41 protein-coding genes and 1 tRNA gene are annotated in these 24,549 nt (G+C 46.4%); all 42 read left to right on the top strand.

Annotated elements, in window-relative coordinates; genetic code table 11:
• The first annotated feature begins 3 nt into the window (after positions 1 to 3).
• The 42 genes from CGC63_RS03885 to CGC63_RS04085 all read left to right on the top strand — a co-directional run bounded on the left by CGC63_RS03885 (position 4) and on the right by CGC63_RS04085 (position 24,545).
• The gene (locus tag CGC63_RS03885) at positions 4 to 231 is read left to right on the top strand and encodes a hypothetical protein (RefSeq protein WP_003023421.1); all 228 of its coding nucleotides are present in this window, start codon (positions 4 to 6) and stop codon (positions 229 to 231) included.
• 22 nt (positions 232 to 253) lie between these two features.
• Positions 254 to 327, top strand: a tRNA-Ile gene (locus CGC63_RS03890).
• A 103-nt stretch (positions 328 to 430) separates the two neighbouring features.
• Entirely contained in the window at positions 431 to 901 is a 471-nt protein-coding gene (locus CGC63_RS03895; protein WP_233447370.1) for a hypothetical protein, read from the top strand.
• Positions 873 to 1,427 (top strand): hypothetical protein, encoded by a 555-nt coding sequence (locus CGC63_RS03900; RefSeq protein ID WP_003023416.1) that lies wholly within the window; start codon positions 873 to 875, stop codon positions 1,425 to 1,427. Before CGC63_RS03895 ends, CGC63_RS03900 begins: the two co-directional genes overlap by 29 nt.
• Positions 1,399 to 1,770 (top strand): hypothetical protein, encoded by a 372-nt coding sequence (locus CGC63_RS03905; RefSeq protein ID WP_003023414.1) that lies wholly within the window; start codon positions 1,399 to 1,401, stop codon positions 1,768 to 1,770. The genes CGC63_RS03900 and CGC63_RS03905 overlap by 29 nt, the downstream gene beginning before the upstream one ends.
• On the top strand, positions 1,763 to 2,104 hold the full coding sequence (locus CGC63_RS03910) for a hypothetical protein (RefSeq protein WP_003023411.1): 342 nt from the start codon (positions 1,763 to 1,765) through the stop codon (positions 2,102 to 2,104). Before CGC63_RS03905 ends, CGC63_RS03910 begins: the two co-directional genes overlap by 8 nt.
• Before the next feature lie 12 nt (positions 2,105 to 2,116).
• Entirely contained in the window at positions 2,117 to 2,440 is a 324-nt protein-coding gene (locus CGC63_RS03915; protein ID WP_003023408.1) for a hypothetical protein, read from the top strand.
• Positions 2,437 to 3,165, top strand: coding sequence for a single-stranded DNA-binding protein (locus tag CGC63_RS03920; protein ID WP_003023406.1), 729 nt, complete (start codon positions 2,437 to 2,439; stop codon positions 3,163 to 3,165). Before CGC63_RS03915 ends, CGC63_RS03920 begins: the two co-directional genes overlap by 4 nt.
• Positions 3,155 to 3,409: a hypothetical protein gene (locus tag CGC63_RS03925; protein WP_003023403.1), complete on the top strand. Its 255-nt coding sequence runs from the start codon at positions 3,155 to 3,157 to the stop codon at positions 3,407 to 3,409. Before CGC63_RS03920 ends, CGC63_RS03925 begins: the two co-directional genes overlap by 11 nt.
• Positions 3,399 to 3,719, top strand: a complete 321-nt coding sequence (locus tag CGC63_RS03930) for a hypothetical protein (RefSeq protein ID WP_002591249.1) — start codon at positions 3,399 to 3,401, stop codon at positions 3,717 to 3,719. Before CGC63_RS03925 ends, CGC63_RS03930 begins: the two co-directional genes overlap by 11 nt.
• Positions 3,716 to 4,243 carry a DUF7768 domain-containing protein gene (locus CGC63_RS03935; protein ID WP_003023400.1) on the top strand — a complete coding sequence of 176 codons (528 nt, stop codon included), beginning with the start codon at positions 3,716 to 3,718 and terminating at the stop codon, positions 4,241 to 4,243. Before CGC63_RS03930 ends, CGC63_RS03935 begins: the two co-directional genes overlap by 4 nt.
• 170 nt (positions 4,244 to 4,413) lie before the next feature.
• Positions 4,414 to 5,181, top strand: coding sequence for a rolling circle replication-associated protein (locus tag CGC63_RS03940; RefSeq protein ID WP_003023397.1), 768 nt, complete (start codon positions 4,414 to 4,416; stop codon positions 5,179 to 5,181).
• Position 5,182: 1 nt separating this feature from the next.
• Positions 5,183 to 5,356, top strand: coding sequence for a hypothetical protein (locus CGC63_RS03945; protein WP_003023394.1), 174 nt, complete (start codon positions 5,183 to 5,185; stop codon positions 5,354 to 5,356).
• Positions 5,340 to 5,585 (top strand): hypothetical protein, encoded by a 246-nt coding sequence (locus tag CGC63_RS03950; RefSeq protein WP_003023391.1) that lies wholly within the window; start codon positions 5,340 to 5,342, stop codon positions 5,583 to 5,585. Before CGC63_RS03945 ends, CGC63_RS03950 begins: the two co-directional genes overlap by 17 nt.
• Complete coding sequence (locus CGC63_RS03955; protein WP_003023388.1) at positions 5,572 to 5,982, top strand: VRR-NUC domain-containing protein; 411 nt, start codon at positions 5,572 to 5,574, stop codon at positions 5,980 to 5,982. The genes CGC63_RS03950 and CGC63_RS03955 overlap by 14 nt, the downstream gene beginning before the upstream one ends.
• Positions 5,983 to 6,009: 27 nt before the next feature.
• Complete coding sequence (locus tag CGC63_RS03960; RefSeq protein WP_003023383.1) at positions 6,010 to 6,798, top strand: ParA family protein; 789 nt, start codon at positions 6,010 to 6,012, stop codon at positions 6,796 to 6,798.
• 5 nt (positions 6,799 to 6,803) lie between these two features.
• Positions 6,804 to 6,977 carry a hypothetical protein gene (locus CGC63_RS03965; protein WP_003023380.1) on the top strand — a complete coding sequence of 58 codons (174 nt, stop codon included), beginning with the start codon at positions 6,804 to 6,806 and terminating at the stop codon, positions 6,975 to 6,977.
• Between the two features lie 5 nt (positions 6,978 to 6,982).
• Positions 6,983 to 8,251: a ParB/RepB/Spo0J family partition protein gene (locus tag CGC63_RS03970; protein ID WP_003023376.1), complete on the top strand. Its 1,269-nt coding sequence runs from the start codon at positions 6,983 to 6,985 to the stop codon at positions 8,249 to 8,251.
• Positions 8,244 to 8,477 (top strand): hypothetical protein, encoded by a 234-nt coding sequence (locus CGC63_RS03975; RefSeq protein ID WP_003023374.1) that lies wholly within the window; start codon positions 8,244 to 8,246, stop codon positions 8,475 to 8,477. The genes CGC63_RS03970 and CGC63_RS03975 overlap by 8 nt, the downstream gene beginning before the upstream one ends.
• Before the next feature lie 4 nt (positions 8,478 to 8,481).
• Entirely contained in the window at positions 8,482 to 8,637 is a 156-nt protein-coding gene (locus CGC63_RS15410) for a hypothetical protein (RefSeq protein ID WP_207653331.1), read from the top strand.
• The gene (locus CGC63_RS03980; RefSeq protein WP_002591259.1) at positions 8,634 to 8,912 is read left to right on the top strand and encodes a hypothetical protein; all 279 of its coding nucleotides are present in this window, start codon (positions 8,634 to 8,636) and stop codon (positions 8,910 to 8,912) included. Before CGC63_RS15410 ends, CGC63_RS03980 begins: the two co-directional genes overlap by 4 nt.
• Positions 8,913 to 8,992: 80 nt before the next feature.
• Positions 8,993 to 9,388, top strand: a complete 396-nt coding sequence (locus CGC63_RS03985) for a single-stranded DNA-binding protein (RefSeq protein ID WP_002591261.1) — start codon at positions 8,993 to 8,995, stop codon at positions 9,386 to 9,388.
• A gap of 20 nt (positions 9,389 to 9,408) precedes the next feature.
• Complete coding sequence (locus tag CGC63_RS03990; RefSeq protein WP_003023366.1) at positions 9,409 to 9,975, top strand: sigma-70 family RNA polymerase sigma factor; 567 nt, start codon at positions 9,409 to 9,411, stop codon at positions 9,973 to 9,975.
• Positions 9,976 to 10,395 (top strand): hypothetical protein, encoded by a 420-nt coding sequence (locus CGC63_RS03995; protein ID WP_002591263.1) that lies wholly within the window; start codon positions 9,976 to 9,978, stop codon positions 10,393 to 10,395.
• Between the two features lie 175 nt (positions 10,396 to 10,570).
• Complete coding sequence (locus CGC63_RS04000; RefSeq protein ID WP_002591264.1) at positions 10,571 to 10,870, top strand: HNH endonuclease; 300 nt, start codon at positions 10,571 to 10,573, stop codon at positions 10,868 to 10,870.
• A gap of 105 nt (positions 10,871 to 10,975) precedes the next feature.
• The gene (locus CGC63_RS04005; protein ID WP_154253358.1) at positions 10,976 to 11,329 is read left to right on the top strand and encodes a hypothetical protein; all 354 of its coding nucleotides are present in this window, start codon (positions 10,976 to 10,978) and stop codon (positions 11,327 to 11,329) included.
• Between the two features lie 6 nt (positions 11,330 to 11,335).
• Positions 11,336 to 12,991: a terminase large subunit gene (locus CGC63_RS04010; RefSeq protein ID WP_003023360.1), complete on the top strand. Its 1,656-nt coding sequence runs from the start codon at positions 11,336 to 11,338 to the stop codon at positions 12,989 to 12,991.
• A gap of 17 nt (positions 12,992 to 13,008) precedes the next feature.
• A complete protein-coding gene (locus tag CGC63_RS04015; protein ID WP_003023358.1) occupies positions 13,009 to 14,259 on the top strand; it encodes a phage portal protein in 1,251 nt (416 codons plus the stop codon).
• A complete protein-coding gene (locus tag CGC63_RS04020) occupies positions 14,249 to 14,848 on the top strand; it encodes an HK97 family phage prohead protease (protein WP_003023355.1) in 600 nt (199 codons plus the stop codon). Before CGC63_RS04015 ends, CGC63_RS04020 begins: the two co-directional genes overlap by 11 nt.
• 31 nt (positions 14,849 to 14,879) lie before the next feature.
• Positions 14,880 to 16,112, top strand: coding sequence for a phage major capsid protein (locus CGC63_RS04025; protein ID WP_003023352.1), 1,233 nt, complete (start codon positions 14,880 to 14,882; stop codon positions 16,110 to 16,112).
• A gap of 16 nt (positions 16,113 to 16,128) precedes the next feature.
• Positions 16,129 to 16,860, top strand: coding sequence for a hypothetical protein (locus CGC63_RS04030; protein WP_096637043.1), 732 nt, complete (start codon positions 16,129 to 16,131; stop codon positions 16,858 to 16,860).
• 17 nt (positions 16,861 to 16,877) lie between these two features.
• Positions 16,878 to 17,228, top strand: coding sequence for a phage head-tail connector protein (locus CGC63_RS04035; RefSeq protein WP_003023345.1), 351 nt, complete (start codon positions 16,878 to 16,880; stop codon positions 17,226 to 17,228).
• Between the two features lie 14 nt (positions 17,229 to 17,242).
• Positions 17,243 to 17,956: a hypothetical protein gene (locus CGC63_RS04040; RefSeq protein WP_003023344.1), complete on the top strand. Its 714-nt coding sequence runs from the start codon at positions 17,243 to 17,245 to the stop codon at positions 17,954 to 17,956.
• A gap of 13 nt (positions 17,957 to 17,969) precedes the next feature.
• Positions 17,970 to 18,197 carry a hypothetical protein gene (locus tag CGC63_RS04045; RefSeq protein WP_003023341.1) on the top strand — a complete coding sequence of 76 codons (228 nt, stop codon included), beginning with the start codon at positions 17,970 to 17,972 and terminating at the stop codon, positions 18,195 to 18,197.
• 14 nt (positions 18,198 to 18,211) lie between these two features.
• Entirely contained in the window at positions 18,212 to 18,535 is a 324-nt protein-coding gene (locus CGC63_RS04050) for a hypothetical protein (protein WP_003023338.1), read from the top strand.
• Between the two features lie 2 nt (positions 18,536 to 18,537).
• Positions 18,538 to 18,969 carry a hypothetical protein gene (locus CGC63_RS04055; protein WP_003023335.1) on the top strand — a complete coding sequence of 144 codons (432 nt, stop codon included), beginning with the start codon at positions 18,538 to 18,540 and terminating at the stop codon, positions 18,967 to 18,969.
• Complete coding sequence (locus CGC63_RS04060) at positions 18,966 to 19,292, top strand: hypothetical protein (protein WP_002591274.1); 327 nt, start codon at positions 18,966 to 18,968, stop codon at positions 19,290 to 19,292. The genes CGC63_RS04055 and CGC63_RS04060 overlap by 4 nt, the downstream gene beginning before the upstream one ends.
• A gap of 7 nt (positions 19,293 to 19,299) precedes the next feature.
• Positions 19,300 to 19,863, top strand: coding sequence for a major tail protein (locus CGC63_RS04065; RefSeq protein WP_002591275.1), 564 nt, complete (start codon positions 19,300 to 19,302; stop codon positions 19,861 to 19,863).
• A 49-nt stretch (positions 19,864 to 19,912) separates the two neighbouring features.
• Positions 19,913 to 20,317, top strand: coding sequence for a hypothetical protein (locus CGC63_RS04070; RefSeq protein ID WP_003023331.1), 405 nt, complete (start codon positions 19,913 to 19,915; stop codon positions 20,315 to 20,317).
• Between the two features lie 14 nt (positions 20,318 to 20,331).
• The gene (locus CGC63_RS04075) at positions 20,332 to 20,520 is read left to right on the top strand and encodes a hypothetical protein (protein ID WP_040351315.1); all 189 of its coding nucleotides are present in this window, start codon (positions 20,332 to 20,334) and stop codon (positions 20,518 to 20,520) included.
• A gap of 2 nt (positions 20,521 to 20,522) precedes the next feature.
• Complete coding sequence (locus tag CGC63_RS04080; protein ID WP_004843024.1) at positions 20,523 to 23,654, top strand: phage tail protein; 3,132 nt, start codon at positions 20,523 to 20,525, stop codon at positions 23,652 to 23,654.
• A 3-nt stretch (positions 23,655 to 23,657) separates the two neighbouring features.
• A complete protein-coding gene (locus tag CGC63_RS04085) occupies positions 23,658 to 24,545 on the top strand; it encodes a phage tail family protein (protein ID WP_003023324.1) in 888 nt (295 codons plus the stop codon).
• Positions 24,546 to 24,549: the final 4 nt, after the last annotated feature.

The following is a 24,549-nucleotide window of genomic DNA, read 5'->3' on the forward strand; positions in this document are numbered from 1 at the left end:
GATATGACAAGAGAGGCACTTAAGAAATTAAATGAAAAGCAAATGAATTACTGTAAAACACTTTCAGCGCTGATTGATAGGGCAAAGATAAAAGGACTTAAAGAAGAGAACGAACGGAACAGAGGAAAACTTAGAGGGTTTTTAGAGTGCATGGAGCAAATGGAATTATTAAGCGGTTACGAAGTGAAAGCATTATATTTATGGTTCATATCTGGAAATAGAGGAGAATAATAGGCGGCAGCAGCCGCCACGAGTGCCGTTAGTTCAGTTGGTTAGAGCAGCCGCCTCATAAGCGGCAAGTCGTGGGTTCAAGTCCCACACGGCACATTGCGTAGCAGGCATGGCGAGCCTGCGGCAGAGGGCAGCAGGCTAATAGCTGCAATCTGTATACCGTGGAAAAATAGCGGCGGTCATACCAGCCAGAAAGTATGTGGACAGTCAACAGGTTTTCAGTTGCTTTTTAATGCGAAAAGCAGCCCGCACGGTAAAACCAAACGCCAGAACAGGAGAGCGGCACACATGGAAAGACAGAGAGCGCCGCCGAAAGGAAGAGAGGCAGAGAATGGCAGCAGAGGCATTGATAGTAGAGGACGCATACCAGAGAGGCTATGCAGATGCCATAGCAGATATGCGAAAGAAAAAAGAGCAGAGGCGGCAGCGGGAGCAGGCAAAGAAAGCCCGCCGCTGGTATTTCATTAAGCAGAAAGCCTACGGGCTTGCAATGCTGGCAGTTACCGTGCTGGCGGTATGGGCGACAGAGGGCGACATAACAATAGCGGTTATTACCGTACCGCTGGGGCTTATGTGCCTTTTCAGTAAAAAAATGATGATAGTAGACGACTACTATTTTGCTACAGAAGAGAGGGCAATACATGGACGAAAAAACAATACAGCGTATTAAAAAGCTGCAAGCACTGGCAGAGCGGGGCGTAGGCGGCGAGAAAACGACAGCGCAAAAGAAACTTGCAAAGCTGCTTAAGGATAACGGTATAAATTCCTTAGACGAACTGCAAAAGGAAGAGTATGAATATACGATATTTTCCTACAACGGAAAGCACGAAATAAAACTGCTGCGACAGTGTATGTATAAGGTCATGGGTGCTAAATCTGACAGAACAGCATACAAGCCATACGGACGGCGGCAGAAAATCGGCATATATTGCACGAAAGCGCAGAAAATCGAAATAGAGTTAGAGTTTGAATTTTACAGAAATGTATTTTATGAGGAATTAAGCACATTTATGGACGCTTTCATACAAGCACAGCAGATTTTCCCAGAAGATGCACCAACAGGAGACTACGACGAATTTAACGAAAGAGATATGAAAATAGCGTTTATGGCTACTGGGATAGAACGGCGTAGCAGGACTGCAATGATAGAGGAAAGCGAGGCGGGAAATGAGAAAACGAAAACGACAAACAGTTAAGAAACTGATACAGTGCGTAGCCATTATAGCGGCAGGCGTGCTGGCAATCATTTTGTTTATGCTGGCTATCTGGTACAGAGGAAAGAACAGCGAGCCAGTAACAGACGAACAGGTAGCAGCGCAGATGCAGCAGGCAGAGCCGCTGGTTATTGAAACACCAGAGACAGCCGCAGAGGGCAGCATAAGAGTATACGACTATGACGGCTGCTGTATTTATGCCTACTACGGCAAAATTCGGATAAACAACGACGGTAAGAACGGCAAGGACATTGACGTAGAGGCAATAGGCTACTTAGAGGGCTACCAAGAGCATAAGGACGAAAGCGAGGCAGGCAATGAGTGAGGTATACATACGCAGCCAGAATAAAGAAAAGCTGTATAGACTGGGCGGTAATTACGCCTGCGTAGAGTACGGAGAGTACGAGGACGTAAAGAAAAAGAGAGGCGGCGCAGAGGCAGACAAAAAGCGCCACGTAATTTGCATAAGTGACGGGTGTTTAGAGGAAATCGGAGAGTATGCCACAAAAGAGCGCTGCTTAGAGGTTCTGGACGAGATACAGAAAGCGTGCGTAAGCTATCTGTTTACGGCTGGCGGCGCAGCCATAGTAAGGGGCGGCATGGACGTACAGCCGTTTGCAGTAGTAATACCGAGGCTGTACGAAATGCCGGAGAAATAGGAGAGGCAGACAGTGACAGTAAAGGAATTTATAGGCACGCTGGAAAGTTCAGACCGCCTGCGCATTATCGAGGGCAAAGCAGAGGTTTACGTAGGGTATCTGGCAGCGTTCAGACCGTTTGCAGACCATGAGATAAGCGAGGAATACCGAAAATACAGCGAGCATGAGGTAAAGAAGTTTAGGGCAGTGCCGGAGATAACGCACAGACGCTGGAAAGAGCTGGGGCTTATGAAACCATTAGAGCCAGACCAGACAGCGCAGTATAAGTTTAGTGATTTGCAGATGTCACTTTACTACACCATATACATACAGGAAAGGAAAGGGCAGGAAGTATGACAAAGAAAAAGCCGGATTTTTTACGGGATTTAGATACTGCAATCATGGACGAGCTTACAGGTGGCGGTATCAAGGAAAATGCAGCGGGACTGGTAGGAACGCTTACACAGATTAAGGAAATTAAGCAGCTATGCGGGCTGCCGTTTTGTGGTTATATGGCAAAGCTGGAAACGGTAAGACCAAGCGGCGTGCCGGACGAGGTAACGGTAGTATTTGCAGAGGACGTACCATACAGGGATTGCAACGGCATAGAGTTTGACGTTATGCAGGAATTTGTAGAGGGCAGCAGGCTTTTACTGACGGGCAAGGCGCAGACGCTTAAGGACTTCCAGAGCGGTAGACTGCTGGTATATATTCTGGCAGATTTTGTGGCGGTATCAGAAAAGGCAGTAGAGCAGGACGAGGTAGCAGTAAGAGGCATTATAGCAAATACGCCAACACACAGAGAAACGCCGAGAGGCAAGCGCATTACTGATATTACGGTAAGGGTAAGAAATGAGCTTACAGGCGGCAGCTGCTATTTACCGTGCATCTGCTGGCAGGAACAGGCAGACGAGGCGGCGCAGTGGCAGCAGGGCGATACTGTAGAGCTGCTGGGGCGGTATCAGAGCCGCCAGTATGAAAAGGTGCTTGACGCAGCCACAGGAGAAAGAGAACAGCGTACAGCTTATGAGGTATCGGTACGGCTGATTAGAAGAAAGGAAGAGGCAGAAAATGAGCGTTGAACGCATTGGTAAGGGCTATGTAAAAATCTGCGTGAGTGAGGAAGAGTTAGAGAACAGCATAGCTGGGCTTAGCCAGTTAAAACCTATTTTGCAAACGCAAGTAATGAAAGGGAATGGAAGAAACACAAAGCAGGGGCTTATTGACGCAGCAGAGCTGGGAAAACATTTTGATACGGCGATAGATGCAATGACTATGCTTTTGGCTGGGTTTAAGGAAGAAAGCGAGGTACAGAATGAAGAGTAAAACAATTTTAGGAGCAGACGGCGCAACAAAAATGCGACAGATTACAGTAGGGATACACGGAAAGGGCGGCGAGGCAGGCATAAAGGCAATACAGCAGCTTGCAGGCATGGTGGACAGCTTAAAGCAGTGCCAGACACCGCAGGAAGTATACGACAGATATTTACAGATTACGGGGTATTGTAAATGTTGCGTTGATTGTAATTTTATAGACCAAAAGGGAGCAGACGAGCTGATGTGCTTAGCAGCATATCTGGCAGGAAATGAACAGGCACGGGCAGAGGCACAACAGAAAGCGGGTAAAAAGGCATGAGAAAGGTTTATATATGCAGCCCATACAGGGCGAAAGACGGCGCAGAGCTGGACAGAAACATAGATTATGCGCAGCAGCTGACACGGCAGGCGTTAGAGGCGGGCTTAGCACCCATTACGCCGCATTTATATATGACGCAGTGCATGGACGATAAAAAGCCGGAAGAGCGGGCAAGAGGTATGGCTGCGGGGCTTACGCTGCTGAAAGGCTGCGATTTTGTTATTGCTGGCGTGAAATACGGCATAACAGAGGAAATGGACAGAGAAATACATACAGCAAATATGCTGGGAATTGCGGTTATAGATGCAAACCAGATTAAACGGCATCTGGAATATGAGGAAAAGCGACAGGAGCGGGTAGCGAGCGACTACGCAAAGCTGCATAAGTGCAAGCATTGTTACGAGCGTAGATTATGTAGCCTTATGGGGCATGAGAACTGCTGTACCGCCAGCGCTTGCACAGCTGCATATAAACGGGCTTATGAGTATGCCTTAAGCCGCATAAGAGAGTGGCAGGAAACATGAAAAATAAAAGCGCCTACGGTGGGGAAACACCATAGGCGCTAAGCTATACAGCTTTGAAATACTATAAAAATTATAAGCTATGTATGGCGCAAAGTCAAGAAATTTAACGGGCAGGCAGCCCGTTTTAACACTTGATAAAAGTATTAACGAACCGACAGAGAGGTAGATATATGCCGTACGTAGAGAGGGTAACAAAAGCGGGAAATACGATAGAGATAGAGAGGTACTTTACCAGCAGATACAAAAAGAAAGGTATCAGCAGAGGGGATAAGGTAAAGCCAACAAAAGAAGAGCAGGAGAAAGTAAACACCAGACAGGCAGAGAGAAAGTTAAGGATACTCATAAATGCAAACTATGGCTATGGGGACTACCATTTAGTGCTTGACTATATCCGCAGGAAAGGAGAGTCGGACAGAACGCCGGAGCAGATGCGGCAGGACATAGACGTATTTTTGAGGGAGTGCAGAAAGGAGTACAGAAAAGCAGGGTTAGAGTTCAAATACATACACGTTATGGAGATAGGCAAGAAAGGTGCGAGGCATCACCACCTTGTAGTAAATAAAATTGACACAGAGATTTTACAGCGCTGCTGGTATAAGGCATACGAGGGGCATAACAGAGTAAAGGTATTCCCTCTGGACGACAGCGGCAACTATGCAGAACTGGCAAGCTATTTAATCAAGTACACAGGAACGCACAAAAAGGGTACTGACGGAGCATTACAGGGTAAGCGCTGGAATTGCAGCAAGAATTTAGTAAGACCAGAGCCAGAGTATCACATAATTTCAGACCGTGAGTATTTCAAGAAAGAGCCAAAGGCAATAAAGGGCTATTACGTGGACAAGAACAGCGTAAGCATGGGGGTACACAGCCCAGAGTATTACGGCTATGGGTATTTAAGATACACCTTAGTAAAAATAACAGATAGGGGGGGCTGAAATGCAGATAATCAAGGGCATTGCCATTGCAGCAGTGTTGATAATAGCCGGACTGCTGGCGCTGATTGTGGCAGCATATCTGGCGTTTAGAATTGCGGCGGCTATTTTTGAACAGCAAGAGAGCTGGAAAGACAGCGGCAGCAGAAAGGGCAGAAAACATGATAGAAAAAATTAAATACTGGTTATTCCAGAAAGGCAAGGACTGTAAGCGCTGCTGCCTGCGGTGCAGATACTACGATATATGCCGCTGGGACGTACTGGGAAATGCAGGACTACAAAGCGAGGAAACAATAACGCTTTTGGTGATAGAGAACAGCAAGCCGCATAAGGACGGGCTACCTTTTAGAATTTGCCAGTATGTAGAATTTAAGCAGAGAGCGAGGCGAGAAAATGAGAAACTTTAGACTGGACGACGAAAGCGGGCATCAAGAGGCATTATTTAGCTGGGCTGCATACAGAACAGAGATTATGCCGGAACTGCAATATATGTATCATGTGCCAAACGGCGGCAAACGTGATAAAGCAACAGCAGCGGTGCTTAAGAGGCAGGGCGTAAAGGCTGGCGTGCCAGACATTATGCTACCAGCCGCAAGGGCTGGGTATCATGGGCTTTACATAGAGCTTAAGGCAGGCGAGAACACGACGACCAAGAAACAGAAAGAGTGGTTAGAGTATCTGCGGCAGCAGGGCTATTATACCGCCGTCTGCTACGGCTGGCAGCCAGCAGCGCAGCTGATAGAGCAGTATTTATTACATTCAGACGAGCTTACAAAAGAACAGGAAACAGTAACCATGCGTTAGGGGCGACGCAGGAAAGAGAGGCAAAGAATGAAAACAATAAGCATTTTGAATTTAAAGGGCGGCGTAGCCAAGACCTTTACAGCGGCAAACATGGCGTATGAGCTTTACAGGCGAGGTTATAAGGTGCTGCTGATTGACAACGATAAGCAGGGAAACTTAAGCAAGGCGTACAGCAGATATGATGCAGAGAACGTAGCACCAGTTACAAGGCTACTGGCTGGGGACTGGGAAAACGCAGACGAGCTGATACAGCATACAGAGTATGAGGGTATCGACATTGTAACGGCGAATATGTCATTATTTGGGGCTACATGGAATTTAACCAAAGAGGACAGCGAAAACCAGATAGAGAGATATAAAGCACTGGTATATGCAAAGATGCAGTATTACGGAGATTGCACCATATACGGCAAGTATGATTACTGCATCATTGATAACCCGCCGGATATTGGGCTTAATGTTGTAAATGCGCTGGCAATCACGGACGAGGTAATAGTACCCGTAAAGGTGGACGAGGACGCTTTAGAGGGGCTGGACATTGTGACAGAGCAGATAGAGGACGCAAAGGCATTTAACCCAGCATTAAAGCTGGCAGGCGTGCTGATTACGTCATACCAGAACACAGACGGCGAGGCAGCAGGCGTAGAGTGGCTGGAACAAAAGACAGATTTTAATATTTTGGGTATTATTCGGTATTCCAAGAAAGTAGCAGAAAATACTTTCATGCGTAAGCCGATTTATGAGTATAGCCCATGCTGCGGAGCGGCGCAGGGATACAAGAAATTTGTAACAGCGTATACAGGGAAAGAGAGGTAGCGGGCATGGATAAAGAAAAACGGTTTTGCCCGTTCAAAAGCAGTATGCAGGTAGATTACAGGAACGGTGCAAGGAATGTGCGTAATTTGTTTGTAAGATGCAGCGGCAGTAAGTGCATGGCATATAAAAACGGCGGCTGCTTAAGACTGGGAACGGGAACAGAGAAGAAAGCGAGGTAGAGAATATGGCAAAGTTTGGCATTAACGACATTCTGAACGCAAAGACGAAAGCGGCAGGGCAACAGGCACAGACAGAGGGATACAAAGAGATTTATTTAAGCCCTTATGAGGTAAAGGCAGCGCAGGAGAATACACACCAGAAATTAGAGAACATAGAAGAGCTGGCAGACAGCTTTTTACACGTAGGACAGGAACAGCCTACAGTATTGGCGAGAGTAAATGGGGAATACCGTATAATCGACGGACACAGACGTAATGCGGCAAATATTTTGAACTTAGAGCGGGGGCATAAGGAGTATGAGAAAGTGCTTTACCGCTTTATGGATATGAGCGAGGCAATGTATGAGCTGCGCTTATTGGCGGGCAACGGATATACGCAGGAACTTACAGCCTATGAAAAAACCAGATTAGTAGAGCGCACAAAAGCTGCACTTATCAGAGCCAAGGAAGAGGACGGCTTAGAGATACAAGGCAAAATGCGTGATTTAGTGGCGGCTATGATAAACGAAAGCAGCACAAACGTAGCCAGAATGGACGCAATCAACAACAATGCTACGCCAGAGATTAAAGAGCAGCTGAAAGAGGGAAAATTAGGAATTACAGCAGCGTATGAGGCAGCAAAACTGGGAGAGGACGAGCAGAGAGAAATAGCAGAGAAAGCGGCAGCAGGCGAGAACGTAAGGGCAAAAGAGATAGCGGAAAAAGTAGCCGAGAAAAAGGCGGGCGACGATTACGAGACACCGCACCCAGAAAGCATAACGTCTTTGTGCTATTCCTGCCAGAAATACAAGGACTGCAACGTAAAAACGGGAACGTGCCAGAAATGCGACCAGTACATAAACAAGGCAGAGGCTGAAAAGACGGACGAACAGCGGTACAGCGAAGAGCAGGACGCTATAGACCGCCAGACAAAGAAGAAATTGCAGGAGCGGGCAGACGCAGAAAAAATGGAGCATCTGCCAAGCGAGGGAAACACAGAGCATAAGCAGCATGAGATAAAAATAGCGGCATCTTATTACGAGGACGTAGTAAGCGGAAAAAAAGGCTTTGAACTGCGGAAGAATGACAGAGGCTATAAACAGGGCGACAGCCTTAAAATGCTGGAATTTAAGGACGGTAAGCATACAGGGCGCACGATTGATGCAGATATTATTTATATGCTGGAAGATTATACAGGGCTTACAGATGGCTACTGTATTCTGGGTATCAGAGTAACAGACTATACGGGTAAGGTGTCCGAAACGGACACAGAAAGCGGGGTAGAGCATGAATAGACGGCAGCGGAAAAAGAAGAAAGCACAGGTATTTACAATTATTCTGGGTTGTACGGCATTTTGCAAGGCAGAGCAATACGAGAAGATGAGGAAAAGCGCAGAATATCAGTTACGAACAGGCAGCGTGGTTATGCTGCCTGCATACTTGCACGTAGAGGCAATTATAAAGCAGCGAGGCGGCAGAAATATTGAGATTAAGCAGGAAAACGGGGTAGTAAATGTTTGAGTATATGGACGGCATAGTAAATGCAGTGGAAGAATTTGGACAGGCAGCAGTAGACATAGCGGTATATATGCTGATATGTGTAGCTATACTGGCGTTGATAATAACAGCGCCAGTATGGCTACTGCCGTATAAAATGTGGAGAAAGGGGCGCAAGGAATGAAATACAGACAGTGGAAAAAGAACTACAAGAAAAAGCACGGAGTAAACCCGCCGTTAGAGCTGGACAAGCGAAAACAGCGCAGGCTTGCAAGAAAAATGGCAAGACAGATAAATAAAACATTGCCAACAGCAGCAGAAACATTGACGGCAGCTATTAACAGCTGGGTGCAGAGTATAAAGCCAGCACTGGCGACATTATGCGAGAACGTAGCAGCGGCGTTTAGCAATATGGCAGCGGGATTGAGAGAAGAAAGCGAGGCGGTAGAAAATGACTAATATTTTACTGGGAATTATAGCACTGGAATTGCTGGCTATATTTTCAAAGCTGGACAAACTGGAAGAGAGGGGCAGAGAGAATGAATAACGTATCACTTACAGGGCGGCTTACAAGAGAGCCAGAGCTTAGATATGGCGGTCAGGACAATAGCACAGCTATTACCCGCTTTACGCTTGCGGTAGACGACGGGAAAGACACAGATTTTATAAATATTAAGTGTTTCGGACGTACTGCGGAATGGGCGCAGAAATGGTTAAGCAAAGGCAGTAGGGCAGAGGTTACTGGCAAGATTAAAACAGGCAGCTACGAGAGCCAGCGCACGGGCAGTAAGGTATATTACACAGAGGTTGTGGCAAATAGCGTAGGCTTTGGAGAGAGCAAAGCAGAGGCAGAGGCGAGAGGGCAGCAGCTGCCGGAGAGTGACGGGTTTATGAATATCCCAGAGGGAGCAGACGAAGAGCTGCCGTTTAATTAACAGAAAGCGAGGTACAGAACATGGAGCAGGAAGAAACAAAGACAACAGCGGCGGCAGGGGTAGAAATGCCGCCAGAGGCTGAAAGCTGGGTACAACTGCATGAAAGCGAATTAACAGAGCTGATGCAGAAACAGGCAAAGGCTGCAATAACGGAACTGAAACGACAGGAAAAGCAGGAGAGGAAGAAAGAGAAATACCACAACACTTTTACGCTTATGAAATGTTACCGTGATGCGGTTTTTCATATCGAGAACGCCATAAGCGACGGGCAGCAGTTAGAGCTTAAGGGCATGACGGACGAGCAGCAGCGTACATACTTAGAGAGTATCAGACGCACACGCTTTAAGACATTGATAATGACAGCACATATAGACAAGGCAGTAGAAGAGATAGAGCGTCGCAGAGAGGCAGCAGGCAGAGGCGTAGAGTACAAGGCTTTTGAAATGTATTTCATGCAGGGTATGGACTATGCGGAAATTGCAGAGGAACTGGACACAGGAAAGAACACACCGAGGCGCTGGGTTACGGGCATCATAAACGAGCTGTCAGTATTATTGTGGGGGATTGACGAAGAGAGGGTAAAGTAAGTGTTTGAAAAAATAAAAGCATGGATAAAAAGAAAGCGGGAAACAGCGAGAGAACAGCAGGCGGCAGACAGGTTGATAAAGCATATAGAGCAGGCGTTAGGATTTGAGCTTTACGAGTGGCAGAGGTTATATATAATAACTGGGATATGGCAGCCGCCAGAGGGACGGCTACACGGAAGAACGACAGCATATATATTGCGGCTATTATTAGACCAGAGTAAGCCACTGCTGCTATATGAGTTTTCACAGGTGGCAGCGTATGCAGATAACCCATTTATGGGGCGGCAATATCAGCCAGTACCCATGCAGTATGTAGGCTGGTTTAGACACGAGATAAGGAGTATATACGAGCAGCTAAGAGCAGCAGGCGTGCCAGTAAGAGAAATGATAACAGAGCAGCAGCGGGTAATATCGTGGTAAAAACGTGGTGTTTACATGGGAAAACAAAAGAGATACAATGGTAGCATGAAATGAGTAGGCGATAGCTTAAGCCATGTGCGGCAGCAGTTGCCTACTCTTTTTCTATTCATTCTTTAGCCTCCACCCAGCGCATGAAACTTAGGGCGCTGGGGAATGAAGAAAGAGAGGGGACAGTATGAAAGCATGGGCTAAGAGTTTTTATTTATCAGCGGCATGGGAAAAAACCAGAGCCGCTTATTTAATGTCACAAGATTATATTTGTGAACGCTGCGGGCAACCAGCAAAGATAGTGCATCATAAGCGCTGGCTTAACAGAGAGAACATAAACGACATAAGCGTTACGTTGTGCTGGGATAACTTAGAGGCGTTGTGCCAAGACTGCCACAACAAGGAACACCACAAACAGGAGAGACATAAGCGGTATCGGTTCGACGAGAACGGCGGCATACTCCCCCCATATCAGAAAAATAATTAAAGGGGGCGAATACCGAGGGGGATACCCTAAAATTACCCTACGGGCGTGCGCACGGGTGGTGTAGGGGGTGTGGTGCGGCGCAGGAATGGAAAGCGGGGTAAAGGAATGGCAACAAAGAAAGAGAAAACCAAAGAACAGAGGATAAAGACCGAAAAGACCAGACTTAAGGGAATTTTCAAGGACTTAGACGAAAACAAAAGAAAATTAGTAACGCCGCTGATAGAAAAGGCTGCATTTATGAGCGTTGAGCTGGACGACTTGCAGGCGAAACTTGAAAAAGACGGCTGGACGAGTGAGTACCAGAACGGGCAGAACCAGTGGGGAACAAAGAAAAGCCCAGAGGCAGAAACCTACATAGCGCTTAGTAAGAACTATGCAGCAGTGATTAAGCAGCTTACAGAATTAGTACCAGCTGCGAAACGAAAGACAAGCAGGCTGGCGGCTTTGCGGGAAGAGTAAGCAATATTGCCGCCTTATCGAAATTATATCTATGAGTACCACGCAAAGATTACAAGCGGCGAAATCATAGCGGGAAAATGGATAAAGAAAATATACGAAATCATTATAAACGGGCTGCAAAAGCAGGAGTATTTTTTTAATGCAAAGGCTGCGAATAAGGCTATACGGTTCATAGAGAACTTTTGCCACCACAGCAAGGGACGTAATGATTTAATCAAGTTGGAGCTATGGCAGAAAGCCATAGTTTCTGTTATTTTTGGCATACAAGACGCAGAAAAAATACGTATTTTCCGTGAAATTTTTATTGTAATTGGCAGAAAAAACGGAAAAAGTTTATTTGCATCTGCGATTATTGCATATATGGCGTACTTAGAGCCGGAGTATGGACAAGAAATATACTGCTTAGCACCGAAATTAGACCAAGCGGCGCTGGTGTACGACGGATTTTATCAAATGGTACAGGCAGAGGACGAGTTAGCGGAGCTGGCAAAGAAACGGCGCAGCGATATTTATATTGCGGAGAGCAACACGGTAATAAAACCGATTGCTTTTAATGCCAAGAAGTCAGACGGATTTAACCCACAGCTTGTGGTATGTGATGAAATGGCAGCATGGAGCGGGGACGCTGGACTAAAACAGTATGAGGTTATGAAATCCGCTTTAGGCGCACGTACTCAACCTATGATATTGAGCATAAGCACTGCCGGATATATCAACGACAGTATTTATGATGAACTAATGAAACGTAGCACAAGTTTCTTGAAAGGAAACAGCAAAGAGCGCAGGCTATTACCATTCCTTTACATGATTGATGATGTGGAGAAGTGGAACGACATAGACGAACTGAAAAAGGCTAACCCTAACATGGGTGTATCCGTAAAAGAAAGTTTCTTTATGGACGAGATAGCCGTAGCAGAGGGCAGCTTAAGTAAAAAAGCAGAGTTCCTTACAAAGTATTGCAATATCAAGCAGAACAGCTCTATTGCATGGCTGGAATATCAGACAGTAGAGAACGCCGGAGTAGAAAAGACCTTAGAAGACTTTAGGGACTGCTACGCAGTGGGCGGTATCGACTTAAGCCAGACAACAGACCTAACAGCAGCAAGCGTGGTTATTCAGAAAGACGGCACGCTATATGCGTTTACACAGTTCTTTATGCCACGGGGCAGGCTGGAATACCTACAGGCTACAGACGGCGTGCCGTATGACATATTTGTAAGAAAGGGACTGATAACCTTAAGCGGCGAGAATTACGTAGACTACCACGACGTTTACAGCTGGTTTACTATGCTGCTGGAAAATTACGGTATACGACCTCTGAAAATCGGCTACGACAGATACAGCGCCCAGTACCTTATTACCGATATGGCAAATTATGGTTTTCACATGGACGACGTTTACCAAGGCGAAAACCTTACACCAGTTATACGGGAGTTTGAGGGCATCATAAAAGACGGCGATTTTAAGATTGCCGACAACAATTTACTAAAGACACATTTCTTAAATGTTGCGCTTAAGCACAACATGGAAACAAGAAAATTCAGATCTATAAAAATCGAGCAGCGGGCGCATATCGACGGCTTTGTATCTGTCATAGATGCAATGACCGTGCGGCAGAAATACTGGGAAGAGTGCGGCGAGCTGCTTAAAAATGCCGCATAGAAAGGAGTGTAAACGGCATGAAATTTTTAGACTATCTTTTTCATGGCAAAGAATTAAAAGCCATAGGTAATTATTTCAAAATGCTGAACGGATACAGCCCGACGTTTACCAGCTTTAGCGGCGGCGTGTATGAAATGGATTTAACCAGAACGGCTATAAATAATTTTGCCACACATTGCAGCAAGCTAAAGCCGGAGATAGAGGGCAGCGCCCTTAAGTCGCTGGAAAAGACATTGCAGCATAAACCCAACTACTTCATGGATACAACAAAATTTATAAAGCGTCTGGCAACGTATGTAGCGGTGGAACACACCGCTTTTATTATACCTATCGAGGATGAATACGGGCGCTTGTGTGGCTGGTATCCGTTGCGGGCTGAACGCTGCGAGGTGGTAGAGAGTGAGGGGCAGTTATATTTACGGTATCTGTTTGCAAATGGCAGCTATGGAGCTATTGAGTTTGAGCGTGTAGGCATTATGACAGACTTTGAATATAAAGACGACCTTTTCGGAGAGGACAACAGCACGCTTGCACCAACTATGCAGCTGATACATACGCAGAATGAGGGAATTATAAACGCTGTAAAAAATTCTGCAAATATCCGTTTTCTGGCAAAGGTGGCAAATATGCTGAAACCAGAGGATATAAAGAAAGAGCGGAAACGCTTTACAGAGGATAACTTAAGCGCCGACAACGATAGCGGCATGATTATTTATGATAACAAGTTTAGTGAGCTGAAACAGGTAGAAAGCAAACCATATACACCAAACGCATTGCAGATGCAGCACATACAGGAAAATGTATGTACGCATTTTGGTACAAATATGGATATTCTGCAAAATAAATTTGATGAAAATACGTGGAACGCTTACTACGAGGGGAAAATAGAACCGTTTGCAATACAGCTATCGCTTGTTATGACAAATATGAGCTTTACAGAGAGAGAAAGAGCCTGCGGCAATGCTATTTTCTTTTCTGCAAACCGCCTACAATACGCCAGCAACGCCACAAAGTTAAGCGTAAGTACACAGCTTTTCGACCGTGCGCTACTGAACAGAAACGGCGTAATGGATATATGGAACATGGCACACGTTGAGGACGGGGAAAAGTATTATATCCGAAAGGAATATACAGAGGTAAGCGAGCTGCACAAAGGAAGTGAGCAGCCAGTTATCATACAGCAAGTACCGCAGCAGACAGAACCAGCAGCAGGAGAAGAGCCGCAGAACGGACAGGAAGAGAAAGAGGGTGTAAATAATGCCAGTTAAGAAAGAGCGGGAATATAGAACGCTGGTAGCGCCTCTGGCTGCGCAGAGTTCCGGCGAAAAGCGTTTACAGTCGGAGTGCTACGTAGAGGGCTACGCTACTACATTTAATGCGCCATACCTTTTATATGAGTTTGAGGACGGCACAAAGATTTACGAAAGAATAGACGCACACGCATTAGACAGCGCAGACATGAGCGACGTTATCATGCAGTACGACCATGAAGGCAGAGTATTTGCCAGACAGTCAAATAATACGCTGATTTTAGAGCCGGACGTAAAGGGGCTTTTTGTGGCAGCAGACTTAAGCCGGACAGACTTAGCCCGTGGGCTGTATCAGGACATAAGCGCAGGAATGATTACTAAAATGTCATGGGCGTTTACAGTGGCAGAGGAAAGTTACGACAGAGAAACACATACAAGAACAATTTTGAAAATCAAAAAGGTTTATGATGTATCAGCCGTGAGCATTCCGGCAAATAACGATACTGAAATAAGCGCCCGTGCTTTTGCGAGTAGGAGTTACGAGCGAGAGCGGCAGGAGTTGCTTAAGAGGCGGGCAGCAATACTAAAGATTAAGGCGAGCTTATAAAAACCAAAAACAAAAAAGGAGAACACAGATTATGAGATTAAAGGAAATTGAGGCAAGATTAGCCGAAATCAAAGAAGAGCTTAACACCAGAGCGGCAGAGCTTACAGACGAGGAAATTACAAAACTGGAAACAGAGGTAACAGACTTGCAGGAAGAGCGCACCGCTTTACTGGCAGCGGCAGAGAAACGCAAAAAGCTGCTTGAAAGAATTGCAGCAGGAGAGCCGACAGGTGGAGCGGGAGCAGATACCACGTTGCTTAGAAATTTCAAGGGAGCAGGCGGCGCAGGAGCAGGAGAACCAGAGGACAAATACGACACTATGGCATACAGAAAAGCGTTTATGAATTATGTATGCAGAGGCGTTGCTATTCCGGCAGAGTACAGAGCAGCTGAAACCACCACCACAGCAGACAGTGGCGCTGTAATTCCGACAACTATTATGAATGAAATCATTCAGAAACTGGAAAGCTACGGCAGCATTTATGCAAAGGTGCGCAAGATTAACGTACAGGGCGGCGTTTCCATTCCGATTGCAGACTTAAAGCCTACTGCGCACTGGATTACAGAGGAAAAGAGCAGCGACGACCAGAAAGCATCTGCTAAAAATTCCGTAACATTCAATTATTACGGTTTGGAGTGCAAAATTTCCCAGAGCATTTTAGCGAATGTAGTAACGCTGAAAATGTTTACTGATTTGTTTGTACCTATGGCAACAGAGGCAATGGTAAAGGCTATTGAAATTGCTATTTTCAACGGTACAGGCGAGGGGCAGCCGCTGGGCGTTCTGAAAGACAGCAGGGTAACAGCTGTAATTACTCTGACACCGGAAGAGTACGCAAGCTGGAACGGCTGGCACAAGGTAAAAGGAAAAATGAAAAAGGCGTACAGAAACGGCAGTTTTGTTATGAACCAGTCCACTTTTGATACTGGCATTGACGGTATGGAAGATGAGAATGGGCAGCCTATCGGACGCACAAACTACGGCGTAAACGGAGAGGAAACATACCGTTTCATGGGTAAGAACGTAGAAACAGTAGAGGACGACGTTTTACCGAGCTGGGACGACGCAAACGAGGGCGACGTAATCGCAGTATTTATGAATTTCTCCGATTACGTTATCAATACCAACATGGAAATGCAGGTAGTGAAGTGGACAGACCACGACAACAACAAGATTAAGAATAAGTGCTTAATGGTTGTGGACGGCAAAGTAGCTGACGCTGCGGGCATTATCTTAGTTAAAAAGGGCGTAACAGCAGTGTAAGAAAGCGAGGCAGGCAATGAAAGGACATTTAGACGTAAAGCAGTTGGAAAGCTATAATAAAGCAGATTTGCAGGAACTGGCAAAGCAGCTGGGCGTAGATGCAGAGGGAACAAAGAAAGAAATTGCTGCACGCTGCGCAGCCGTCGAGGTAGACATACCAGACGACAGCGAGCTTACGGAAGAGGATAAAAAAGTAGCAGCCGAGGCAGCGGCAGAGGCAGCAGCCAAAGCCGAAGAGGAAAAGGCAGCGGCAGAGGCGGCAGCCAAAGCCGAAGAGGAAAAGGCAGCGGCAGAGGCGGCAGCCAAAGCCGAAGAGGAAAAGGCAGCGGCAGAGGCGGCAGCCAAAGCCGAAGAGGAAAAGGCAGCGGCAGAGGCGGCAGCCAAAGCCGAAGAGGAAAAGGCAGCGGCAGAGGCGGCAGCCAAAGCCGAAGAGGAAAAGGCAGCGGCAGAGGCGGCAGCCAAAGCCGAAGAGGAAAAGGCAGCGGCAGAGGCGGCAGCCAAAGCCGAAGAGGAAAAGGCAGCGGCAGAGGCGGCAGCCAAAGCCGAAGAGGAAAAGGCAGCGGCAGAGGCAGTAGCCAAAGCCGAGGAAGAAAAGAAAGCAGCAGGGCTGGTAAAAGTGAAAGCAAAGCGCCGTTTTCTTGACAAGGAATTAAACCAGATTAAGGATACGGGGGATATTTACACAGTAAGCAGAGAGCGTGCAGCAGTTCTGGAAGAGGCAGGCGTAGCAGTAGTAATGACAGAGTAAGAAAGAGGGTGCAGGCTATGGCAGCAGATACCACAACATTAACCGAGAAGATGCGGGCGGCGCTGCGTATAAGCAGCACCAGTGAGAAAATCACAGAGGAAATAAACGACTGTATAGCCGCCTGCAAAATGGATTTGCAGGACGTAGGCGTAAAGAAACTGGATGAAACAGACGCACTGATTATTAGGGCAATTACCTTATACTGCAAGGCAGAGTTTGGCTATTCTGATAAATCAGAGCAGTTTTGGAAGTCTTACGAGTGCTTGAAAACTCATTTAAGCCTATCCAGTGAATACACAGGCGGCGAAACGCCGGACAGTACAGACGACGAGGTAAACGAGGAAGATATCAAGAACTTATTCGGATAGGAGAAACAGACAGAATGGCGATTAAAAGAGTAACTTATAATACGCTGTCTTATCTGGTAGCGGAAATTAAAGACCGCTACGCAGAGAAAAGCGCCATAGGAGCGCTGGGGGGGCTTGATAAGGTAGCGGTAGAAAATCTGGAAGACGATTTGAAAAAACTTATAAACGGCAAGGCAAATGCAGCCACCACGCTTGCGGGTTACGGCATCACAGACGGAATGACAGCAACGGAGATAGCAAGCGCTATTTCCACGGCGATTGCTGGAACAGACCACTTAAGCCGTGTAATGGTAGACAGTACGGCAGATATTAACGTAGCGGCAGACGGTGCAGAAAAGAAAATCTACATGGTAAAGAATACCGACGGAGAGGCAGGAAACCTTTACAGTGAGTACATGGTAATTGACGGAAAGCTGGAAAAGGTAGGCGACTGGAAAGTAGACTTAAGCAGCTATGCCAAGACCACAGAAGTAACGGCAGCCATTGCAAATGCGCTGACAGCATACGCCAAGACCGCAGACGTTACTAAGGCAATCAATGCAGCAGTAGCGGGGCTTATCCAGCTGGACGACTTAAGCGTAGCGTCTACGGGGGCAGGCAATGTAGTAACGGGGCTTGCGTATGACAACAAGACAGGAAAATTTACAGTAACCAAAGGACTTACTGCACTTACAGAGGCAGACTTTACAGAGATTACGCAGCAGGAAGTAAAAGCCATGTTTGCGTAAGTGAGGTACTGGTATGAGGTGGTTTAGCCTTGCCAGCTTAAAGGCGCTGGTATCAGAGATAACAGCCAGAGAAAACAGCAATATGCAGGCTGTAAATGATACGTTTTCAGAAGTCTACGACAATATGGAAACGCTGGACGGGCGCATAGATGCTTTAGAGCATAAAACCGACGCTGCATATCTGGGTAACTGTTATTGCGGTAGCGTCTATTTGGGCTATGTGTCCGAAACGGACACCTAAAGGAGTGGTAAAAAATGGACTGGATAGACGAGATAACGCTAATAAGCGAGGTAAGCGGAGAAAACAGGGTAAATAAAAACGGCTTTTCAGTAAAGCCGGAAGAAAGCGCCCGCACTGTATTCTGTAATAAAAAATCAGTAGGGTACAGTGAATATTTTAAAAGCCAGCAGACAGGAAAGCTGGTAGAGGCAAAGTACGAGGTACATAAGGCAGATTATGGCGGCGAGGACGTAGTAGAAGTAAACGGGCGGCGCTATTTTGTGCTTAAGACCTACGACACAGGGACAGACACCATAGAGCTTACGCTTACAGATTTACGCCACAGAAACGAGGTGTAAGCATGGGAGAATTTAATACAGTTGGGCTGGAAGATATTATAGACGCTTTCGGCAGGAGAGAAACCGCCACGGTTGAGGCAGTACCGAAAATGCTTAAGGCTGGCGCAGATGTGCTGATAGAGGCACAGAAAGCAGAGGCACAGGCAATGGGACTGAACGAAACGGGCGGTTTTATCAATTCCATAAAAGCCACGGACGTAAAGGGCGACGATACGGAGAAATACGTAGAGATATACCCGCAGGGACGGGCAGGGCATGGAAACGACAGGAAAGGAGATAAAAGCAAGGTGCGCTATGCAACAATCGGCTTTGTGGCAGAGTACGGCACAAGTAGCCACGCTGCACGCCCTTATATGACAGTGGCAAACGAAAAGGCGCACGAAAAGGTAGTAGAGGCACAGCGCAGTATATGGGAGAGTGAAACAGGCGAATGAGTATACAGGAGATTTTAGAAAGCGCAGGGTTGCCAGCCCAGAGAGGCGTTTACACTGGACGGGATAAGCCAGACGCATATTATACGTTTCTGCGGCTGCTGGGTACGCCTGCGGTAAATGCAGACGACGAAGAGAAAGAGCGCAGGGAAATGTATAGAGTTACGCTTTTCCATAAGGGCGATTTTGAGGCGCAGCTTGATAAGACAAAAGAGGTATTGAAAGCAGCAGGCGTTTATATCAACAGCATAGACGCAGAAAGCTACGAAACAGAAACGGGGTACTGGTTAGTACCTATCACAGTCGAGATTTTGAAAGAGGAGTGATTAAACAATGACACTGGGACTGAAAGATTTATATTACGCCGTATGCACAGAGGCAGACGGAGCAGAGAGCTACGGGACACCTAAGAAAATGGCAGAGGCAATGAGCGCCGATTTGTCCGTAAAGACAGCAGACGGCAGTTTGTATGCAGACGATACATTAAGCGAGAGCGTTACGGAGTTTGCAAGCGGAACACTTAAGCTGGGAATTAAAGATCTTACGCCGGAAGTGCTGGCAGAGCTGCTGGGGCAGGCAGTAGATAAGAATAGCGTAGTATGGGCGGGAAAAGAGGACGAGCCGCCGTACGTTGCTGTAGGGTTCAGAGCTAAGAAAACGGGCGGTAAATACCGTTACGTATGGCTGCTTAAAGCAAAATTTAAAGTGCCGTCTGAAAAGTACGAAACAAAGGGCGAGAGCATCAAGTTTAACACGCCGGATATTGAGGCATCTTTTACAACGAGAAAGAAAGATAATTTGTGGAAAGCTGATTTTGTGGGAACAGAGGAAAGCGCAGCGGCTAAGACGTGGTTTACAGCAGTGCCGGAAAAGGCAGCAGCAATGGAAAGTGTATAAAACAGGAAAGGAGAGAGGCGTAGCATGGGCTGCGCCTTAATTTTATATCATGGGAGCATTAAAGAGCGGGGCTTTTCCCGTAGAGCTGAACGGCAAAGAATATGGTTTACTTTTTTCACTGAACGCATTAGACGAAGTACAGGAAAAGTTTGGGAGCTACGACAAATTAAGTGAGGTATTCAATAAAGATAACCCAAACCTTTTTAAAGATACAAGGTGGTTACTTACGCTGCTTATTAACGAGGCACTTTTAGCAGAGGACGAAAACGCACAGCTACTGGAAGAGAAGAGGGTAGGCAGACTGATACACGCAGGAAATTTGCAGGAAGTACAGAACGCTATTTTTAAATCGTTCTACAGAGGAACAGCGGGAGACAACAGAGACGCAGAGAACGAAAACGACGGAGAAGAAACAACAGAAGAGGGAAACAGGGAAGCCGTGCAGGAAAATTAGATACTGCACGGCTTTTGTATATTGCAGTAGTGCTTTTGAGATACAGGGAACGTGAGGCGTGGAGAAAAACACCATACCAGATAACGACACTGTTTAAATATCACAAGGAATATAACCCGCACATTTTCCGACAGGAACAGGCGGGAACACCAGCAGCTACAGAAAACATGGACGATATAGACATAGCGTTAGGAGGCTTTTAATTATGGCAGATAAGACGCAGAACGTCAAAACAAGGTTAAGTTTTGACGGAGAGGCAGAGTATAAAGCAGCCTGCAAGGAAATTAACAGCACCCTTAAAGTACTTAATTCTGAAATGAAACTTGTAACGGCTGAATATAAGGACAATGCAAGCAGCGTAGATGCGCTGAAAGCAAAGCAGACGGTACTACAGAAAACATACGACGAGCAGGCAAAAAAGGTAAAAGAAACCGAGGCGGCTTTAGAAAAATGTCGAAAGGCAACAGGAGACAATAGCGAAGAAAGTAAAAAACTTGAAACCCAGTTAAATTACCAGAAAGCAGCGCTTGTAAAGACAGAGCAGGAATTAGGCAAAACGACTGACGAAATGGAAAAAGCAGAAAAAGCCGCTGACGAAATGGGAAAGGAAATAAAAGACAGCGGGGAACAGGCAGACGACGCAAAGGGAAAATTTTCTGGATTTACAAGCGTGCTAAGCGGAATGGGTACAGCGCTTAAAGCAGCAGCAGCGGCGACGGCGGCAGCAGTTGCGGGAGCGGCAACAGCCATAGGAGCGCTTACCACAAAAGCGATAGAGGGATACGCAGCACAGGAACAGCTTGTAGGCGGTGTAGAAACTCTTTTCAAAACGTCGTCTGATACGGTTGTTGGTTATGCAAACGACGCATATAAAACAGCCGGAATGTCTGCAAATGAGTACATGGAAACAGTTACCAGCTTTTCAGCGTCACTGCTTGCCAGTATGAATAATGATACGGCAGCGGCGGCAGAAAAGGCAAACGTGGCAATTACGGATATGTCAGACAATGCAAATAAAATGGGTACTGATATATCGCTTATACAGAACGCCTATAACGGTTTTGCAAAGCAGAATTATACCATGCTGGATAACTTAAAACTGGGATATGGCGGTACAAAAGAGGAAATGCAGCGACTGCTTGATGATGCAAGCAAGCTATCCGGCATTAAGTATGATATTTCATCATATTCAGACGTTGTAGACGCTATTCACGTCGTACAGACGGAAATGGGCATAACAGGGACAACGGCAAAAGAGGCAAGTACAACAATAGAGGGTTCGGTTAGTTCTATGAGTTCAGCGTGGGACAACTGGGTAGCTGGAATGGCAGACAGCGAGGCGAATTTCTCACAGCTTACAAGCAATCTGGTAGACAGTATTGTAACAGTGGTAGGGAATATAGCACCGAGGGTAATAGAAACAGTGCCGAGGCTGGTAAGCGGACTGGGAGAAATCGTAGAGCAGCTTGCAACGTATATACCACAGGTTATACAGGAGTTATTACCGCCTTTAATGAGCGGCGTACAGGACTTGCTTAATACGCTGGTTGGAATGCTGCCGGAAATGATAAGCATAATCGGGCAGATTATACCGACAATCATAGATACGCTGCTTACTATATTACCGCAGCTTTTAGAGGCAGGCGTACAGATTATTACGGAATTGGCGCAAGGTATCGCACAAGCGTTACCTACATTGCTGCCAACAATCGTAACGGTGGTTACGAACATTGTAACCATGCTGATAGAAAATATACCGTTGCTGATTACAGCAGCATTACAGCTGCTTACGGGGCTGGCACAGGGGCTGGTAGCAGCGCTGCCCGTTCTGATTGAGGCACTGCCGGAAATCATAACGGCTATCATAAATGCACTGGTTGAGGGCATACCGCTTATTATCGAAAGTGCGGGCGATATTATAGTTGCATTGATCGACGGAATCATAGATGCAATACCGCTTTTAATCGCAGCCATACCGCAGATTATAGCAGCCATTGTAACAGGGCTGATTACGGGGCTACCTAAGATTTTGACGGCGGCAGGCAAGCTGGTAACGACAATCATAAATAAAATAAAAGAGCTACCTACTCTGATACCGCAGGCAATCGCTGCGGGCGTTGAGAAAATAGCAGAGTGGGGCACAAATATGCAGGAAAAAGGCGGCACAGTTATAACAGATTTTGTAACGAAAGTTATAGATATCGTTAAGGAACTGCCGCAGAAAATCTGGAACAGTATAGTAAGCGCAGTAACCAGAGTGGCTACGTGGGGCGCAAATATGCAGACCAAAGCCAAAGAAGTAATGAACACAATGCTTACGAACATTGTAACGATTGTGAAAGAAACGCCTACTAAAATCTGGAACAGCATAGTAGGGGCAGTAACCAGAGTGGCTACGTGGGGCAACAATATGCTTACGAAAGCCAAAGAGGTAATGAATGCCATGGTAACAGGCGTTATTACGATCGTTAAGGAACTGCCGCAGAAAATCTGGAACAGCATAGTAGGGGCAGTAACCAGAGTGGCTACGTGGGGCAACAATATGCTTACGAAAGCCAAAGAGGTAATGAATGCCATGGTAACAGGCGTTATTACGATCGTTAAGGAACTGCCGCAGAAAATCTGGAACAGCATAGTAGGGGCAGTAACCAGAGTGGCTACGTGGGGCAACAATATGCTTACGAAAGCCAAAGAGGTAATGAATGCCATGGTAACGGGCATTGTTACGATTGTTAAGGAAATACCGCAAAAGATTTATAACAGCATTTCTGGTGCAATTACCAAAGTGGCTACATGGGGTACAGAAGTAAAGAACAAAGCCGTAGAGGGCATGAAAAATGTAATTACTGGAATAACAGACGTATTTAAGAATATTGGCAGTACGTTTGCTGGGTTCGGTAAAAACATGGTAGAGGGCATCTGGAACGGCATAAACGGAGCTACGCAGTGGATAAAGGACAAAATAAGCGGCTGGGTAGGCAATGTTACCGACTTCCTTAAGGATTTATTTGGAATTGCCAGCCCGTCTAAGCTGATGCGTGACGAAATCGGCGTATATCTGGCGCAGGGTATCGGCGTTGGCTTTTCTAATGAAATCGGCGGCGTTAAGAAAATGATTGAGGACAGCGTACCGCAGGAGTTTGACGTAGACGCAAAGGTAAATGTAGGCAATGAATTTAAGTATGATAACGACGACAAAAAGCCAAAGCCGAGAGGTGGCGGCAGTGCAGCAGGCGGCGTAGTTGTCAATCAGTATATTTATGCGAATACCACGGACTATGCAAAACAGCAGAAAGAGGCAGCCCGACAGTTCAGAATGATAGCAAGGACGGTGTAACACATGGAAAATGAAAAACTGACTTACATAAATTCAAGGGGCGAGCGGTTAGAGCTGGGAGTAGACAGCGTATATCATTGCAATATAAGTAAAGACGTAGAGGGCATTTCCGGCGTTACGAGCGTCATTTACAGCACAAACAGCATGGGACAGCACGGCGACACCTACGTAGGGCAGCGTATCGAGGCGAGGGACATAGACGTAGTGGGACATATCAACACACGGGACAAGGCGCAGGCATTGGAACTGCGCCGCCGTATGCTTAAGATATTTAACCCAGAGCTTAGCGCTACGCTGGTGTATGAGTACGGCGGCTTTAAGCGTGTGATTGATTGCAGGGCGTATGGAGAGCCTAAGATACTAAAGAAAGAGGTACTTTATGAGTTTGATTTACAAATAGAGTGCCTTAACCCGTTCTGGCGGGAAGAGGAAGAAACAAAAGAGGATATAGCAAGCTGGGTGGCTGCGTGGCATTTCCCTTGCGTTATCGAAAAGGACAGCACAAAGAGCATGATATACGGATACCGAGCGGAAAGCGTAATAGTGGACTGCTACAACGAGGGCGACGTATCAACAGGAATGAGGATAAGGTTTACAGCACTGGGGACAGTTTCAAACCCGATACTGCTTAATGTGGATACCGAGGAATTTATACAGATTAACGCCACTATGAAAACGGGCGACGTGATAGAGATTAACACGAAGTACGGCAGCAAGGGCGCTAAGCTGATAAGGGACGGCGTAGAAACCGACTATTTCCGCTACATTGATGTAGACAGTACATTTATGCAGCTTGCCATAGGCGACAATATGTTTAGGTATGATGCAGCCAGCGGCGTAAATTCTCTGGAAGTATCCATATTCTATAGCAAGGAATTTTTAGGAGTGTGACGGT

This window comes from Blautia hansenii DSM 20583, from assembly GCF_002222595.2.
GTDB classification, from domain to species: domain Bacteria; phylum Bacillota; class Clostridia; order Lachnospirales; family Lachnospiraceae; genus Blautia; species Blautia hansenii.

What these genes read in the sequence shown, in the direction of transcription:
- CGC63_RS03885 (WP_003023421.1), top strand. Translation starts at nt 4, where the DNA reads ATGACAAGAGAGGCACTTAAGAAATTAAATGAAAAGCAAATGAATTAC.
- CGC63_RS03900 (WP_003023416.1), top strand. Translation starts at nt 873, where the DNA reads ATGGACGAAAAAACAATACAGCGTATTAAAAAGCTGCAAGCACTGGCA.
- CGC63_RS03905 (WP_003023414.1), top strand. Translation starts at nt 1,399, where the DNA reads ATGAGAAAACGAAAACGACAAACAGTTAAGAAACTGATACAGTGCGTA.
- CGC63_RS03910 (WP_003023411.1), top strand. Translation starts at nt 1,763, where the DNA reads ATGAGTGAGGTATACATACGCAGCCAGAATAAAGAAAAGCTGTATAGA.
- CGC63_RS03920 (WP_003023406.1), top strand. Translation starts at nt 2,437, where the DNA reads ATGACAAAGAAAAAGCCGGATTTTTTACGGGATTTAGATACTGCAATC.
- CGC63_RS03925 (WP_003023403.1), top strand. Translation starts at nt 3,155, where the DNA reads ATGAGCGTTGAACGCATTGGTAAGGGCTATGTAAAAATCTGCGTGAGT.
- CGC63_RS03930 (WP_002591249.1), top strand. Translation starts at nt 3,399, where the DNA reads ATGAAGAGTAAAACAATTTTAGGAGCAGACGGCGCAACAAAAATGCGA.
- CGC63_RS03935 (WP_003023400.1), top strand. Translation starts at nt 3,716, where the DNA reads ATGAGAAAGGTTTATATATGCAGCCCATACAGGGCGAAAGACGGCGCA.
- CGC63_RS03940 (WP_003023397.1), top strand. Translation starts at nt 4,414, where the DNA reads ATGCCGTACGTAGAGAGGGTAACAAAAGCGGGAAATACGATAGAGATA.
- CGC63_RS03945 (WP_003023394.1), top strand. Translation starts at nt 5,183, where the DNA reads ATGCAGATAATCAAGGGCATTGCCATTGCAGCAGTGTTGATAATAGCC.
- CGC63_RS03950 (WP_003023391.1), top strand. Translation starts at nt 5,340, where the DNA reads ATGATAGAAAAAATTAAATACTGGTTATTCCAGAAAGGCAAGGACTGT.
- CGC63_RS03955 (WP_003023388.1), top strand. Translation starts at nt 5,572, where the DNA reads ATGAGAAACTTTAGACTGGACGACGAAAGCGGGCATCAAGAGGCATTA.
- CGC63_RS03960 (WP_003023383.1), top strand. Translation starts at nt 6,010, where the DNA reads ATGAAAACAATAAGCATTTTGAATTTAAAGGGCGGCGTAGCCAAGACC.
- CGC63_RS03965 (WP_003023380.1), top strand. Translation starts at nt 6,804, where the DNA reads ATGGATAAAGAAAAACGGTTTTGCCCGTTCAAAAGCAGTATGCAGGTA.
- CGC63_RS03970 (WP_003023376.1), top strand. Translation starts at nt 6,983, where the DNA reads ATGGCAAAGTTTGGCATTAACGACATTCTGAACGCAAAGACGAAAGCG.
- CGC63_RS03975 (WP_003023374.1), top strand. Translation starts at nt 8,244, where the DNA reads ATGAATAGACGGCAGCGGAAAAAGAAGAAAGCACAGGTATTTACAATT.
- CGC63_RS15410 (WP_207653331.1), top strand. Translation starts at nt 8,482, where the DNA reads ATGGACGGCATAGTAAATGCAGTGGAAGAATTTGGACAGGCAGCAGTA.
- CGC63_RS03980 (WP_002591259.1), top strand. Translation starts at nt 8,634, where the DNA reads ATGAAATACAGACAGTGGAAAAAGAACTACAAGAAAAAGCACGGAGTA.
- CGC63_RS03985 (WP_002591261.1), top strand. Translation starts at nt 8,993, where the DNA reads ATGAATAACGTATCACTTACAGGGCGGCTTACAAGAGAGCCAGAGCTT.
- CGC63_RS03990 (WP_003023366.1), top strand. Translation starts at nt 9,409, where the DNA reads ATGGAGCAGGAAGAAACAAAGACAACAGCGGCGGCAGGGGTAGAAATG.
- CGC63_RS04000 (WP_002591264.1), top strand. Translation starts at nt 10,571, where the DNA reads ATGAAAGCATGGGCTAAGAGTTTTTATTTATCAGCGGCATGGGAAAAA.
- CGC63_RS04005 (WP_154253358.1), top strand. Translation starts at nt 10,976, where the DNA reads ATGGCAACAAAGAAAGAGAAAACCAAAGAACAGAGGATAAAGACCGAA.
- CGC63_RS04015 (WP_003023358.1), top strand. Translation starts at nt 13,009, where the DNA reads ATGAAATTTTTAGACTATCTTTTTCATGGCAAAGAATTAAAAGCCATA.
- CGC63_RS04020 (WP_003023355.1), top strand. Translation starts at nt 14,249, where the DNA reads ATGCCAGTTAAGAAAGAGCGGGAATATAGAACGCTGGTAGCGCCTCTG.
- CGC63_RS04025 (WP_003023352.1), top strand. Translation starts at nt 14,880, where the DNA reads ATGAGATTAAAGGAAATTGAGGCAAGATTAGCCGAAATCAAAGAAGAG.
- CGC63_RS04030 (WP_096637043.1), top strand. Translation starts at nt 16,129, where the DNA reads ATGAAAGGACATTTAGACGTAAAGCAGTTGGAAAGCTATAATAAAGCA.
- CGC63_RS04035 (WP_003023345.1), top strand. Translation starts at nt 16,878, where the DNA reads ATGGCAGCAGATACCACAACATTAACCGAGAAGATGCGGGCGGCGCTG.
- CGC63_RS04040 (WP_003023344.1), top strand. Translation starts at nt 17,243, where the DNA reads ATGGCGATTAAAAGAGTAACTTATAATACGCTGTCTTATCTGGTAGCG.
- CGC63_RS04045 (WP_003023341.1), top strand. Translation starts at nt 17,970, where the DNA reads ATGAGGTGGTTTAGCCTTGCCAGCTTAAAGGCGCTGGTATCAGAGATA.
- CGC63_RS04050 (WP_003023338.1), top strand. Translation starts at nt 18,212, where the DNA reads ATGGACTGGATAGACGAGATAACGCTAATAAGCGAGGTAAGCGGAGAA.
- CGC63_RS04055 (WP_003023335.1), top strand. Translation starts at nt 18,538, where the DNA reads ATGGGAGAATTTAATACAGTTGGGCTGGAAGATATTATAGACGCTTTC.
- CGC63_RS04060 (WP_002591274.1), top strand. Translation starts at nt 18,966, where the DNA reads ATGAGTATACAGGAGATTTTAGAAAGCGCAGGGTTGCCAGCCCAGAGA.
- CGC63_RS04065 (WP_002591275.1), top strand. Translation starts at nt 19,300, where the DNA reads ATGACACTGGGACTGAAAGATTTATATTACGCCGTATGCACAGAGGCA.
- CGC63_RS04070 (WP_003023331.1), top strand. Translation starts at nt 19,913, where the DNA reads ATGGGAGCATTAAAGAGCGGGGCTTTTCCCGTAGAGCTGAACGGCAAA.
- CGC63_RS04080 (WP_004843024.1), top strand. Translation starts at nt 20,523, where the DNA reads ATGGCAGATAAGACGCAGAACGTCAAAACAAGGTTAAGTTTTGACGGA.
- CGC63_RS04085 (WP_003023324.1), top strand. Translation starts at nt 23,658, where the DNA reads ATGGAAAATGAAAAACTGACTTACATAAATTCAAGGGGCGAGCGGTTA.